Source organism: Speluncibacter jeojiensis, from assembly GCF_029589495.1.
Taxonomy (GTDB): domain Bacteria; phylum Actinomycetota; class Actinomycetes; order Mycobacteriales; family Mycobacteriaceae; genus Speluncibacter; species Speluncibacter jeojiensis.
The window spans coordinates 80,937-94,285 of sequence record NZ_JAAIVF010000006.1; the positions used below are offsets into that span (position 1 = coordinate 80,937).

The following is a 13,349-nucleotide window of genomic DNA, read 5'->3' on the forward strand; positions in this document are numbered from 1 at the left end:
GGAACGGTTCGCTATGCCGAACCCGGGTCCTTGAACGACGTGGGCGCGGCGAACACGTCGTCGATCCGGTAGCGCCGAGCGGCCTCCACGGCGACCGAGCGGTCCAGCGCCCCCGTGCCGGCCAGCGACTCGAGCACGGCGACGGCGATCGACTCGGCGTCGATGTTGAAGTAGCGCCGCGCCGCGGTGCGGGTGTCGGAGAAGCCGAACCCGTCGGTACCGAGCGTGGTGTACGGGCCCGGAACCCACTGCCGGATCTGGTCCGGGACGGCCCGCATCCAGTCGGACGCGGCGACGAACGGGCCCTCGGCGCCGGCGAGCGCCTTGGCGACGTACGGCACCGGGTGCGCGGCCTCGGGGTGGCGCAGCGCGGTGCGTTCGCACTCGACACCGTCGCGACGCAGCTCGCCCCACGAGGTGACCGACCAGACGTCCGCGGCCACGCCCCAGTCGTCGGCGAGCAGCTGGGCCGCGCGCAGGCCGTCCGGCATGGTCACGCCGGACACCAGGATCTGTGCTTTCAGACCGGCGTCGAGCGTGGAGCGCTGGTACCGGTAGATGCCCTTGAGCAGACCCTCGACATCCAGGTCGGCAGGTGCGGCCGGCTGCTGGTACGGCTCGTTGTACAGCGTGATGTAGTAGAAGATGTTCTCGCCGCCGAAGCCCTCGGCGAGCGTGAGGTCCTCGTTGACCGTCCCGCCGTACATCCGCCGCAGCCCGTCCTTGACGATGTACGCGATCTCGTACCCGAAGGAAGGGTCGTAGGTCACCGCGGACGGGTTCGTCGACGCGAGCAGCAGCGAATGGCCGTCCGCGTGCTGCAGCCCCTCGCCGGTGAGCGTGGTGCGGCCGGCAGTGGCGCCGAGGACGAAGCCGCGGGCCATCTGGTCGGCGGCGGCCCACAGTCCGTCGCCGGTGCGCTGGAACCCGAACATCGAGTAGAAGATGTAGATCGGGATCAGCGGTTCACCGTGTGTCGCGTACGAGGTGCCGACCGCGGTGAAGCTGGCCGTCGATCCGGCCTCGTTGATGCCCTCGTGCAGGATCTGCCCGACCTCGGACTCCTTGTACGCGAGCATCAGGTCGGCGTCCACCGAGGTGTACAGCTGGCCGTTCGGGTTGTAGATCTTCAGCGTCGGGAACCAGGAGTCCATCCCGAACGTGCGGGCCTCGTCCGGGATGATCGGCACGATGCGCGGCCCGACCTCCTTGTCGCGCAGCAACTCCTTGAGGACGCGGACGAACGCCATCGTGGTGGCGATCTCCTGCTTGCCGGTGCCCTTGAGGATCGGTGCGTACGTCTTCTGCTCGGGCATCGGCAGCGGCGCGGCGGACGTGCGGCGCTCGGGCAGGAACCCGCCGAGCGAGCGGCGGCGCTCGATCATGTACTCGACCTCGGGCGACTTCGGTCCCGGGTGGTAGTACGGCGGCAGGTACGGGTCGGACTCGAGCTGCGCGTCGGAGATCGGGATGCGCTGCATGTCGCGGAAGCGCTTGAGGTCGTCGAGCGTGAGCTTCTTCATCTGGTGGGTCGCGTTGCGGCCCTCGAAGTGCTTGCCCAGCGCGTAGCCCTTGATGGTCTTGGCAAGGATGATCGTCGGCTGGCCCTTGTGCTCCAGCGCCGCGGCGTAGGCGGCGTAGATCTTCCGGTAGTCGTGCCCGCCGCGCTTGAGGTTCCAGATCTGCTCGTCGGTCATGTTCTGGACCAGCGCCTTGGTGCGGGGGTCCCGGCCGAAGAAGTGCTCGCGCACGTAGGCGCCGTCGTTGGCCTTGTAGGTCTGGTAGTCGCCGTCGTTGGTGACGTTCATCAGGTTCACCAGCGCGCCGTCGCGATCGGCCTGCAGCAGGGCGTCCCACTCACGGCCCCACACGACCTTGATGACGTTCCAGCCGGCGCCGCGGAAGAACGACTCGAGTTCCTGGATGATCTTGCCGTTGCCGCGCACCGGGCCGTCGAGTCGCTGCAGGTTGCAGTTGACGACGAAGGTGAGGTTGTCCAGACCCTCCATCGCCGCGACGTGCACGAGTCCGCGCGACTCCGCCTCGTCGAACTCGCCGTCGCCGAGGAAGCTCCACACGTGCTGGTCGGCGGTGTCCTTGATGCCGCGGTTGTGCAGGTACCGGTTCAGCCGCGCCTGGTAGATCGCGTTCATCGCGCCCAGGCCCATCGACACCGTGGGGAACTCCCAGAAGTTCGGCATCAGGTGCGGGTGCGGGTACGACGGCAGGCCGCCGCCCGGGTGGCTGTGCTCCTGGCGGAACCCGTCGAGCAGGTCGGCACTGATCCGGCCCTCGAGGAAGGCCCGCGCGTAGATACCGGGGGAGGCATGACCCTGGATGAACAGCTGGTCGCCGCCGCCGGGGTGGTCCTTGCCGCGGAAGAAGTGGTTGAAGCCCACCTCGTAGAGCGAGGCGGATGAGGCGTAGGTGGAGATGTGGCCGCCGACGCCGATGCCCGGGCGCTGGCCGCGGTGCACCATGATCGCGGCGTTCCAGCGGATCCAGCGGCGGTAGCGGCGCTCGACCTCCTCGTCGCCGGGGAACCAGGGCTCGTTCTCGGTCGGAATGGTGTTGACGTAGTCCGTCGAGGTCAGGGACGGCAGCGAGACGTTGCGCTCACCGGCGCGCTCGAGCAGGCGCAGCATCAGGTAGCGGGCACGGGCGGGGCCGGCCTCGTCGAGCAGCCCGTCGAGCGAGGAGAGCCACTCGCCCGTCTCCTCGGGATCGATGTCCGGAAGGTACGACGCCACGCCCTCCCGGATCACCCGCACGCGGGTGTCACGGTTCGTCTGTCCTGAGCCGGTGGGGCTCGGGGCGACGCCGGAATGCGTTGTGCCAGGCGCGTTTGTCGCCGACACACGGGGCTGATCGAACAACGTGTGCTCCTCATCGCGGTGGGGCGCACGGTGGGGCGCCCGGTTCATGCGTCCGCCCTTGGTGGAGGCGGGTGCAATGTGTATGTAGTTGTGCACTCCCATCGTGCCGTATGTCACCGGCCGGGTCACCATGTGGTCTCGGCTATCCGGCGGTGGGACTGGTTCGCGCAGCCGGGGCGGTGCAATTCCGATCAAGAGCGGCCTCGGCAGGTACTGTCTGCGACGTGGGTTCGAGTTGGAGGGCGTGCACCCGTGCGCCCCGTCCCGATGGGGGAGACGGCCACGTCGTCGTGGCGTCGCGTCCGCGTGGCATCCGGAGGGCAGACGGCGAGACCCGCCTTCGTGTCCGCGGGCGGAACCGTCGCCGGGGGACCCTCCCGGTCGCGCCCGCGCACCGAGTCCGGCTACGAATCGAGACCGTTCTGCTTGCGAGATCGCGCTCGACGTTGTTCGCTTTCACCTAACCGGTTTCACCCGTACACACCGTTCGGTCGGATACAGCGTCCGATCGGAGACATCGTCAACCTGAGGAGGACACCACCGTGGTCGCCGCGGACGCCCGGAACTTTGCAGAGACACTGGGGATCACCAATGAGATGGTGGTCCAAGAGTTGGGCTGGGACGAAGACACCGACGACGACCTGAGAGCCGCGGTGGAAGATGTCATCGGCGGTGAGATGGTGGACGCGGACTCCGACGAGGTGGTCGACGTCGTGCTGCTGTGGTGGCGCGACGGCGACGGCGACCTGGTCGACGAGCTGATGGACGCCATCGGCCCGCTCGCCGACGAGGGGTTCGTGTGGGTGCTCAGCCCGAAGACCGGACTGCCCGGGCACGTCGAGCCGAGTGAGATCGCCGAGTCGGCGCCGACCGCCGGGCTCACCCAGACCTCGGCCGCCAAGCTGGGCGACTGGATCGGCAGCCGGCTCGTCCAGCCGAAGGCCCGCGCCCCCCGTCGCTGACCGTCGCTGCCGTCGGCCGACGACGGCGGGATCGTCGTTGTGGCACAACATTGTTCGGAGGAATGACAGATGCCGTTGCCGGTCGGCGCCGAGGCGCCCGATTTCACGTTGAAGGACCAGAACAACCAAGAGGTGACGCTCTCGTCGTTCCGTGGGCGCAAGAACGTGCTGCTGGTGTTCTACCCGCTGGCGTTCACGGGGGTGTGCCAGGGCGAGCTGTGCCGGGTCCGCGACTCGCTGCCGACCTTCCAGAACGACGATGCGGAGATCCTCGCGATCTCCGTCGGCCCGTCGCCGACGCACAAGATCTGGGCGGCCGAGCAGGGGTACACGTTCCCGCTGCTGTCGGACTTCTGGCCGCACGGCGCCGTCGCGCAGCAGTACGAGGTGTTCAACGACGCGGCGGGCATCGCCAACCGGGGGACCTTCGTCGTCGACAAGGAGGGGATCATCCGGTTCTCCGAGATGAACGGCCCCGGTGAACCGCGTGACCAGGCGGCTTGGGAGAACGCGCTCGCCGCGCTACATTCCTGAGGCGGATTTTCGGCTGCGCCGACGGTAGACGATCGGTCGGCCCTGCCGACGTGGTCGGGGCGTGTAGCTCAGCGGTAGAGCTCCTGTCTTACACACAGGCGGTCGCAGGTTCGATCCCTGTCGCGCCCACCGAATGGAAAGTGCCCCTCACCTGGGTGATCAGGTGAGGGGCACTTTTCTCTTTCTCGTAGCGGAGGTGTCGCTGCTCCGCCGCACGGTCGGCGCGTTGCCGACGCTTGTCCCGATCACGTTTCGCCTGCCGTCGGGGGGTGTGTGTTCCCGCGTGAGATCGACTTCCTGTGACCCGTTGCACTCGACTGCGCTTTCTGGTCTAATTTCGATTTGAAATAGCGAGGTAGGCGTGGGGTAGTGAGGTGGAGTGACGTGACCCAGATGCTGGAAGAGGTCCCGACGAGCACGCTGCATCGCGCCTCGCGCATCCTGGATGCCCTCGGTGGTACCCACGCGCTGAACCTGACTCAGATCGTCGCCCGGACCGGGCTGCCGCGGTCCTCGGTGCACCGGACGCTCGAGCGGCTGGTCGGGCTGCGCTGGGTGACCCGGCAGGGCGGGGACTATGCGCTGGGGCTGCAGATCCTCGAGCTCGGTTCGACGGCCATGCACACGAACCCGTTGCGCAAGATCGCGCTGCCGAGCCTCTGCGAGCTCTACCGCGCCACGGAGTGCATCGTGCACCTGGGGATCCTCGAGGGAACCGACGTCGTCTACCTCGAGAAGCTCGGCGGCCACCTCGACACCAGGGTGCCCACCCGGGCCGGCGGCCGGTACCCGGCGCACCTGTCGGCGATCGGGAAGTGCCTGCTCGCAACTAGCGGAACCGGACGGAACAGCGCCGACCTCAACCGGATTCGGCAGCACGGCCTCGCATACGACCACGAGGTCGCGGCGGCCGGCTACTCCTGCGTCGCCGCGCCGATCGGCCGGGGCCCCACCGGCGGCGCGATCGCAGCGGTGTCGGTCTGCGGCCCGGCGGTCCGGGTGTCCGGCGACCCGATGTTGCGGCTTCCGGTGCAGCGCGCCGCCGCGCAGATCTGGCGGGAGTGGCAGCGCAACAAGATGTGACCCCGGCGTCCGCCCGGGAGTGGACACGGACGCAGGAACAAAGCAGACAAGTCAAGGGAGTTGAGAGTTGAACGAGTCCACAACAATCCGTGCGTCGGTGGATGCGGTCGTGGTGGGTGCGGGGATCGCCGGACTCTACGCGGTGTATCGGCTGCGGGAGCAGGGGCTGACCGTGCGCGGCTTCGAGGCCGGATCGGGTCCCGGAGGCGTGTGGTACTGGAATCGGTATCCGGGAGCGCGTTGCGACGTCGAGTCGGTGGACTACTCGTACTCGTTCTCCGAGGAACTGCAACAGGACTGGGACTGGAGCGAGAAGTACGCGACGCAGCCGGAGATCCTGGCCTACCTCGAGCATGTCGCAGACCGGTTCGACCTGCGCCGCCACATCACGTTCGACGCGCGGGTGACGTCGGCGACCCTCGACGAGGCCACGCTGCGGTGGACGGTCCGCACCGACACCGGCGAGCGGGTGTCGACGCGGTTCGTCGTGGTGGCGGCGGGGCCGCTGTCGAACGCGAACACCCCCGCCTTCCACGGTCTGGACGAGTTCGCGGGCGAGGTCCACCACACCGCGCAGTGGCCGCACGAGGGTATCGACTTCACCGGCAAGCGGGTCGGGGTGATCGGCACGGGATCGTCGGGGATCCAGTCGATTCCGCTGATCGCCGGGCAGGCCGAGAAGTTGTTCGTGTTCCAGCGCACCGCGAACTACTCCATCCCCGCCGGCAACGCGCCCCTCGACGACGCGACCCGTGCCGCGCAGAAGGCGTCCTATCCCGAGCGTCGCCGGATGTCGTGGGAATCCGGCGGCGGATCGCCGCACCGGGCGTATCCGAAGAAGGCCCTCGAAGCGTCCGAGCAGGAACGGGCCGCCGCATATGAGGAACGCTGGCAGCTCGGCGGCGTGCTGTTCTCGAAGACGTTCCCCGACCAACTCACCGACACGGCGGCGAACGACACCGCACGGATGTTCTGGGAAGACAAGGTGCGTGGGGTCATCGACGATTCGGCGGTAGCCGAGTTGCTGATCCCGAACGACCACGCGATCGGCGCGAAGCGGATCGTCACCGACTCGGGCTACTACGAGACCTACAACCGCGACAACGTCGAGCTGGTGGACCTCAAGGCCGCGCCGATCGTCGGGATGGATGCCGCCGGAATCGCTACGGAGGCAGGGCATTACGACCTCGACGCGATCGTGCTGGCGACCGGGTTCGACGCCATGACCGGCTCGCTCGACAAACTCGAGGTCATCGGCCGGGGCGGGCAGACGCTCAAGGACAAGTGGGCTGCAGGCCCGCAGACGTACCTGGGTCTGGGCATCGACGGATTCCCGAACTTCTTCAACCTCACCGGCCCGGGTAGTCCGTCGGTGCTGGCGAACATGGTCTTGCACTCGGAGTTGCACGTCGACTGGGTCGCCGACGCCGTCGCGTACCTCGACGACCGCGGTGCGAGCGCGATCGAGGCCGAGCCCGAGGCGGTCGCCGAGTGGGTCGACGAGTGCCGCACCCGTGCCGAGTCGTCGCTGCTGAACAACGCGAACTCCTGGTACCTGGGGGCGAACATCCCCGGCCGGCCGCGGGTGTTCATGCCGTTTCTCGGCGGCTTCTCCGCCTACCGCGACATCATCACCGAGGTCGCCGAATCCGGATACAAGGGCTTCGCCGTCCGTTAGGCGGCGAAGCCCCTGCTACCCTCCGGTCGTGTCAGCGCAGTCCGAATACGCCGAGGTCCACCCCGATCTGCCGGCGACCGCATGGGCGGTGCTGGGCATGCTCTCCTTCGGCGAGGCGCTGACCGGCAACGACCTGCGCAAGTGGGCGGGCAACAGCATCAGCTACTTCTATTGGAGCCCGTCGGTCAGCCAGATCTATTCGGAGCTCAAGAAGCTCGAATCGCTCGAACTGGTCTCCTCGCAATCGGTTTCGGAGCCCGGGAGCCGGAGCAAACGCGTCTACGAGATCACCCCGGCCGGCGTCGTCGCGGTGCGGTCCTGGGCGAACAACGCCCCGGTGGAACTGCCGGTGCTCAAACACGGTGTGATGCTGCGCTTGTGGCTCGGCCACCTCTGTGAACCCGAGCGGCTCAAGGAGATGGTGCGGGCGCACATCGACAATCTCGTCGAGATCCGCGACCGGGCGCGCCGGCAGGCACAGCGGTCGGTCGACGAGCCCGCCTGGGCCTATCCGACGCTGAGCCTGCGGTGGTCCGAGCGGTACTTCCAGGCCGAGATCGATCTGGCGAACGCGCTGCTTGCCGACATCGACGAATCCGCCGCCATCGTCGGCGGGGTCGAGCACACGGAGTCGGGTCTGCCGGTGCCCGTGCACCTGGGGAGCTGGCGCGACGCGGACGAGCGGTGAACCGGTGCTTCGCCGGTCGGCATCTCGTCGATCAGCGTTGTCCGATCCGCGGCAGGACCGCCTGCGGACGGTGGCTGGTCAGGAAGGCGACACTCCACGACGCGACCGCGCCGACCCGCTGCCACACACCCGAGAGCAGTGCCGCGTGCACCCCGAGCCAGGCGAGGAACGCCGGAGGCCCCTGGAATTGCAGACGTCTGGTCCCCAACTCGGCGACGGCGGCGCCGCGGCCGACCATCGCCATGATGCCCTTGTCGCGGTAGGCGAACGGGGCGCGCGCCCCTCCGCTGAGGTCCGCGTGGATGTTCCGTGCGGCCCACTTGCCGGATTGCTGTGCGACCGAACCCAATTGCGGCAGCTTGCGGTCCTTGGCGTCGGTGATGTTCGCGGAGTCGCCGAGCACGTACACGCCGTCGAATCCGGGAACGGTCAGGTCCGGGGCCACGTCGACGCGCCCGCCGCGGCCCTGGGGCAGGCCCGAACCGCGGAGCAGCGCGTTGCCTTGGAGTCCGCCGGCCCAGATGACGATCCGGCCCTCGATGACGCTCCCGTCGGCGAGCGTCACACCGTCGGGCCGGACCTCGGTGACCCCGGAGCCGAGGTGGAGGCGGACCCCGTAGTCGGTGAGCCGCTCGGTGGCGTACCGCTGCGACTTCGCCGAGAACGGCCCGAGCACGACATCGACCATGTCGACGAGGTGGACGGTTCCGGTCTGCTGGTGTGGATACACCCGCCGGACCACCAACTGCAGGTTCTCGGCCAGCGCGCCGGCCACCTCGACCCCGGTCGCGCCGGCGCCGACGACGATGACGTCCAGGCCCATCGCCGAGTCCGCCGCCAGGTCGGCGCGGTCGAGTTCACCGATCAGCGCGGAGCCGAGTCGGGCGGCGTCGTCGAGCGAATAGAGCGGGAAGGCGTGCTCCTCGGCCCCGGGCGTCCCGAAGAAGTTGACCTCGGCGCCGAGTGCCATGACGAGGATCTGCGCGTGGCACACCGTGCCGTCCGCCAGCGTGACGGTGCGCGCGGTCGCGTCGACGGCGCTCGCCTCGGCGACCACCACGCGCACGGATCGGGACCGGCGGAAGATGCCGCGCAGCGGGCGCGCCACCTCGGAGATGCCGATCTGGGAGGTCGCGACCTGATACAGCAGCGGTTGGAATTGGTGGTAGTTGTTCTTGTCGACCACCAGCACCTCGATGCCCTTGCGCGCCAGGTGCTGCGCCACGGCCACGCCGGCGAATCCGGCACCGACCACCACCACCTGACGGGAAATCGTCGTCGCCATGCGTCCGACGGTAGCCGCGTGGCGCCGTGCCGTCAGCGCAACTGCGCGGTCGCGCCCGCCCGCGCCAGCACCTGGCCGTCGCCGCCGAGCAGCTGCGATTCCACAACGGCCAGCCTGCGTCCGGCCCGGACCACTTCTGATTCGGCCCGGATCGACGGCCCGTCCACGGACGGCGAACGCAGGAATTCCAGGCGCAGGTCCAGCAACCGGTAATCCTGCCCGGCCTCCGTCAGCGACTGGGCCGCGAACTCGGAGACAAGGTTGGCGATCGAGGTGAGGATCCCGCCCTGGACGGAACCGAGCATGTTGCTCATCCACGACTGCGGCTGCACCTGCGCGACGACTCTCCCGCGTTCGGCGGCCGACACCTCGAAACCGAGCAGCCCCGCCAGCGGCCCGCGGGGCAGGCGTCCGGCGGAGATGCCCGTCACCACCTCGGCGCCGGAGCGCCCGGCGAGTTCGTCTGGCGTGCAGCACGGCTCGGGCTCGGGAAACGCGACCGGCCCGTCGTCGTCGCCCGCGGCCGCGGTGCCCGACCGCGACACCGTCAGCACCCGCGACAGCGTCGACAGCACGGCGGCGCCGTCGCCGTCGAGCACCTCGCCGCGGCCGAGCCCCGACTCGTCGTCGAGATGCACCGAGTGCGCGGACACGGTCAGCAGCCCCTCGGCCGGCATCGGCGCGCCCATCGCGATGCTCATCTGCGAGACCACCGACCGCGGCTTGACGCTCATGCCCGCATACGCGGCGCCGCCCAGTCCGGTGTCGACCAGCACGCCGACCGAGCCGAGCACGGTGCGTCCCCGGTGGTCGTGGAACCTGCGCCCGATCCGCTGCCGCAGCACCCGCCGGCCCGAGGCGGTCAGGTGGGCCTCGACGCCCATCATCGTGTTGACGCGGTCGAGGGCGGGCACGGCGGGGCCGATGGCGTGGGGCATCCGTCTTCTCTATCACCGTCCGCGCCCGCCGACCGGAGCGGATCCTGCTCGGCGGCGGCTGCTAGAACAGTCCCCATGACAGCTGCTCGCCGTGACCTCGACCCGCGCCGACCCTCCGGCGGCCGGGGTCGTGGACTCGGCCGCGCGGCCGGGCTGTTGCTCGGCTTCGCCGCGGACCGGTTGTGGGCGGACCCGCGGCGCGGCCACCCGGTCGCCGGATTCGGTCGGATCGCGATGGCGGCCGAGGCCCGCGGCTACCGGGACCACCGCCTCGCCGGGGTGGTGCACGTGGCGGTCCTCGTCGGCGGGACGGCCGGAGCGGGGGCGGTCGCCGCGCGGTTGCTGCGCCGCCGCGGCCGGGTGTGGGAGATCCTCGGTACCGCGGCGGCCACCTGGACGGTGCTCGGCGGGACCACCCTCGCCGCGACCGGCCGGCAGATGGCCGAGCATCTGAGCGGCGGCGATCTGGCCTCGGCCCGCGCGCTGCTGCCGTCGTTGTGCGGCCGCGACCCGAACCTGCTCGACGCGGACGGCCTCGCGCGAGCGGCGGTGGAGTCGGTCGCCGAGAACACCGCCGACGCCGCGGTCGCACCGCTGCTGTGGGGTGCGGTCGCCGGGGTGCCCGGACTGCTCGGCTACCGCGCGGTCAACACACTCGACGCGATGATCGGCTACCGGTCGCCGCGGCATCTGCGGTTCGGCTGGGCGGCGGCGCGCCTCGACGACGTGGCGAACCTGCTGCCCGCGCGGCTGTGCGGCGCGTTGACGGTCGCGAGCGCCCCGGTCGTCGGCGGGGATCCCGCCGAGGCGTGGTCGGCGTGGTGTCGCGACGCCGCCGGTCATCCCAGTCCCAATGCGGGTGTCGTCGAGGCGTCCGCGGCGGGCGCGCTGGGGGTGGCGCTCGGTGGGCTCACCGAATACGCGCACGGCGCGGAACTGCGACCGACGCTCGGTGCGGGACCGCGCCCGGCCATCGCCGACCTGGCCCGTGCGGCCCGGCTGTCGACGGCCGTGCAGTACGGCGCGGCGGCGGTGTCAGCGGCGGTCGCCGTAGCGGTCGGCCAGTTTGGCCTGCGTCGCCGTCAACGCGGGCGCGTCGGCGTGTGACCGGCGGCGACGTCCGCGCAGCACGTGGTCGAGATCGTCGGCGGGCGTCGCGGCGGCCGCCGGCGTCGCGATGTTCTCGGCCGGCGCCGGATCCTCGACCGGTGCGGTCTTCTCGCCCGCTGCAGGACCGTCCGATGGCGGATCCGCAGGCACAGCGTCCCCGGCCGTCAGCGCGTCGATCTCCTGCTGCTGTTGGCGGCGCCGCTTGCGCTCGCGCAGTTCGGCGCGGACGAAGTAGGCCAGGCCCAGTGGCGCCATGATGCCGAACGCCAGCCACTGCAGCCCGTAGGACAGGTACGGCCCCGAGTCGAGTTGCGGCAGCGCGATCACCCCCAGCCCGCCGGGCTGGTCCGCCTCGAGCTGCAGGTAGTCGCCGAGCAGCGGCAGCCCGGTGATCTGGCCGACCTGGGTCGGGTCGATCGAATAGACCTGCTGCCAGCCGGCCTCGGTGACCGGGCTGCGGCCCGGATCGACCGGCTCGGCCGCCCGGATCCGCGCCTGCAGGGTGACGTGGCCGGCCGGGGGTGCGGCCACCGCCGGCGGCTGGGTGCCCTGGACCGGGCGGACGTAGCCGCGGTTGACCAGGATGGTGCCCTCGCCGCCGTCGAGCGCGAAGGGGGCCAGTACCAGATAGGCCGGGTTGTCGTCGATGACGCGCAGACGCTCGAGCACCTGCTTGTCCGGCAGGTAGTGACCGCCGACGGTCACCCGCCGCCACTCGTCACCGCTCGGGGCGACGGTCTTGCCGTTCAGGACCTGCGCCAGCGGCACCGGCGTCGACTTGACCGAATCGGTGATCAGCGTGTTGCGGTGCGAGGTCGTGGTGTTCTTGCCCAGTTGCCACGGCGCCAGCACCGTGAAGCACATGACCGCGAAGACCGCGACCACGGCACCCAGGGCCAACCAGCCGGGCCGGAACAAGAACGAGAGCCTTCGCACGGCTCAACGGTAAGCCATCATCGGAAGTGCACAGGTCAGGGGCCGTGCGCACAGCCGTCTCACAGTTGTTCGCGGACCCACTCGAGCAGCCCGGGCACCGCGTCCTCGACCTCGACGCGCACGCGCTCGAACTCGTCGGCGCCGCCGTAGTAGGGGTCCGCGACCTCGTCGTCGTCCGCGTCCGGGTCGAAGCTGCGCAGCAACCGCACGCGCTCGGGATCGACACCGAGCGCGAGCAGCGCGCGCAGGTGGCCGGTGTCCATCGCGAGCAACAGATCGGCGTCGAGGTGATCGTCGTCGACCTGGGCGGCGGCGTGTCCGGTCGGATACCCGTGCGCCCGCAACACCACGTTGGTCCGCTCGTCGGCGTCGTCGCCGATGTGCCAGCCGGAGGTGCCTGCGCTGGAGACCCGCACGCGGTCGGTCAGGCCCGCTCGGCGCAGGTGCTCGGCGAAGATCTTCTCCGCCATGGGGGACCGGCAGATGTTCCCGGTGCACACGAAGCTGACGTGCAGCGCTTCGGTGCGCGGCGCGGTGGTCGGTTCGGCGTCCGGCTCGGTGACCGGGGGTTCGGTGCGGGTCAGGTCCATGATCACCTTCCGGAGTTCGGCGACGGAGTGCACGGTCCAGTCGGCGTCGTCCGCCTCGGCGGGGCGACCGTATCCCCAGCCGACGAACACCACCGGGATGCCGAAGCGGGCCGCCCCGGCGACGTCGTGCTCGCGGTCGCCGACCATCAGCACCCCGGCCGCGGCGTCGTCGGGCGCGATGCCGAGTCCGGACAGTGCGCGGGCGATGACATCGGCCTTGGCGCGGCGGGTGCCGTCCGCGCTGGCGCCGGCGATGACGTCGAAGTGCCGCGCCAGTCCGAAGTGCTCGAGGATCCGGACCGCGCGGGACTCCGCCTTCGACGTCGCTACCGCCAGTCGCAGCCCGGCCGCGTGCAACTCGGTCAGCAGGTCCTCGACACCGTCGAACACCGCGTTCTGCGCCCAGCCGACGGCGTCGTACTGCTCGGAATAGGCGGCCAGCGCCGCGTCCCGGCGCTCGCCGTCGATCCCCAGCGAGGTCAGTGTGTCGAACATCGGTGGCCCGGCGACGTCGGCCACCACCGCGGCGGACGGTTCCGGCGCGCCGACGGCCTCGAGCGCGTACCGGAAGCCGGCGACGATACCGGCCTCCGAGTCGGTCAGGGTGCCGTCCAGGTCGAACAGGACGGTGGTGATCGGTCGATCGGGCATGCGCCCATTGTGGCCCAG

At 70.2% G+C, this 13,349-nt stretch carries 11 protein-coding genes, 1 tRNA gene and 1 pseudogene; 7 read left to right on the top strand and 6 right to left on the bottom strand.

Features of this window, described 5'->3' with window-relative positions; genetic code table 11:
* Window positions 1-11 precede the first annotated feature (11 nt).
* Window positions 12-2,924, bottom strand: a complete 2,913-nt coding sequence (gene aceE, locus G4X40_RS17385) for a pyruvate dehydrogenase (acetyl-transferring), homodimeric type (RefSeq protein WP_277834316.1) — start codon at window positions 2,922-2,924, stop codon at window positions 12-14.
* 494 nt (window positions 2,925-3,418) lie between these two features.
* On the opposite strand from aceE, the gene G4X40_RS17390 reads away from it, so the two are divergent.
* The 6 genes from G4X40_RS17390 to G4X40_RS17415 all read left to right on the top strand — a co-directional run bounded on the left by G4X40_RS17390 (window position 3,419) and on the right by G4X40_RS17415 (window position 7,821).
* Complete coding sequence (locus G4X40_RS17390; RefSeq protein WP_277834319.1) at window positions 3,419-3,838, top strand: DUF3052 domain-containing protein; 420 nt, start codon at window positions 3,419-3,421, stop codon at window positions 3,836-3,838.
* A gap of 69 nt (window positions 3,839-3,907) precedes the next feature.
* On the top strand, window positions 3,908-4,372 hold the full coding sequence (locus G4X40_RS17395; RefSeq protein WP_277834321.1) for a peroxiredoxin: 465 nt from the start codon (window positions 3,908-3,910) through the stop codon (window positions 4,370-4,372).
* 57 nt (window positions 4,373-4,429) lie between these two features.
* Window positions 4,430-4,501 (top strand) — tRNA-Val (locus G4X40_RS17400).
* 264 nt (window positions 4,502-4,765) lie between these two features.
* A complete protein-coding gene (locus tag G4X40_RS17405; RefSeq protein WP_277834688.1) occupies window positions 4,766-5,455 on the top strand; it encodes an IclR family transcriptional regulator in 690 nt (229 codons plus the stop codon).
* 67 nt (window positions 5,456-5,522) lie between these two features.
* Window positions 5,523-7,133, top strand: coding sequence for a flavin-containing monooxygenase (locus G4X40_RS17410; protein WP_277834323.1), 1,611 nt, complete (start codon window positions 5,523-5,525; stop codon window positions 7,131-7,133).
* Between the two features lie 97 nt (window positions 7,134-7,230).
* A complete protein-coding gene (locus G4X40_RS17415) occupies window positions 7,231-7,821 on the top strand; it encodes a PadR family transcriptional regulator (RefSeq protein WP_277834690.1) in 591 nt (196 codons plus the stop codon).
* Window positions 7,822-7,852: 31 nt separating this feature from the next.
* Here the strand turns inward: G4X40_RS17415 and G4X40_RS17420 are convergent, their stop codons facing one another.
* Both G4X40_RS17420 and G4X40_RS17425 read right to left on the bottom strand, forming a co-directional pair.
* Window positions 7,853-9,106: an NAD(P)/FAD-dependent oxidoreductase gene (locus G4X40_RS17420; RefSeq protein WP_277834325.1), complete on the bottom strand. Its 1,254-nt coding sequence runs from the start codon at window positions 9,104-9,106 to the stop codon at window positions 7,853-7,855.
* 32 nt (window positions 9,107-9,138) lie between these two features.
* The gene (locus G4X40_RS17425) at window positions 9,139-10,044 is read right to left on the bottom strand and encodes a PaaI family thioesterase (RefSeq protein ID WP_277834327.1); all 906 of its coding nucleotides are present in this window, start codon (window positions 10,042-10,044) and stop codon (window positions 9,139-9,141) included.
* A gap of 75 nt (window positions 10,045-10,119) precedes the next feature.
* On the opposite strand from G4X40_RS17425, the gene G4X40_RS17430 reads away from it, so the two are divergent.
* On the top strand, window positions 10,120-11,151 hold the full coding sequence (locus G4X40_RS17430; RefSeq protein WP_277834329.1) for a cobalamin biosynthesis protein: 1,032 nt from the start codon (window positions 10,120-10,122) through the stop codon (window positions 11,149-11,151).
* Here the strand turns inward: G4X40_RS17430 and G4X40_RS17435 are convergent.
* The 3 genes and pseudogenes from G4X40_RS17435 to G4X40_RS17445 form a co-directional block, all read right to left on the bottom strand.
* Window positions 11,080-12,090, bottom strand: coding sequence for an SURF1 family cytochrome oxidase biogenesis protein (locus G4X40_RS17435; RefSeq protein WP_277834331.1), 1,011 nt, complete (start codon window positions 12,088-12,090; stop codon window positions 11,080-11,082). The genes G4X40_RS17430 and G4X40_RS17435 overlap by 72 nt on opposite strands.
* A gap of 59 nt (window positions 12,091-12,149) precedes the next feature.
* Window positions 12,150-12,674: a low molecular weight protein-tyrosine-phosphatase gene (locus tag G4X40_RS17440; RefSeq protein ID WP_408642247.1), complete on the bottom strand. Its 525-nt coding sequence runs from the start codon at window positions 12,672-12,674 to the stop codon at window positions 12,150-12,152.
* 33 nt (window positions 12,675-12,707) lie between these two features.
* Window positions 12,708-13,331 (bottom strand): annotated as a pseudogene (locus tag G4X40_RS17445) (HAD hydrolase-like protein); the annotation flags it as partial.
* Window positions 13,332-13,349: the final 18 nt, after the last annotated feature.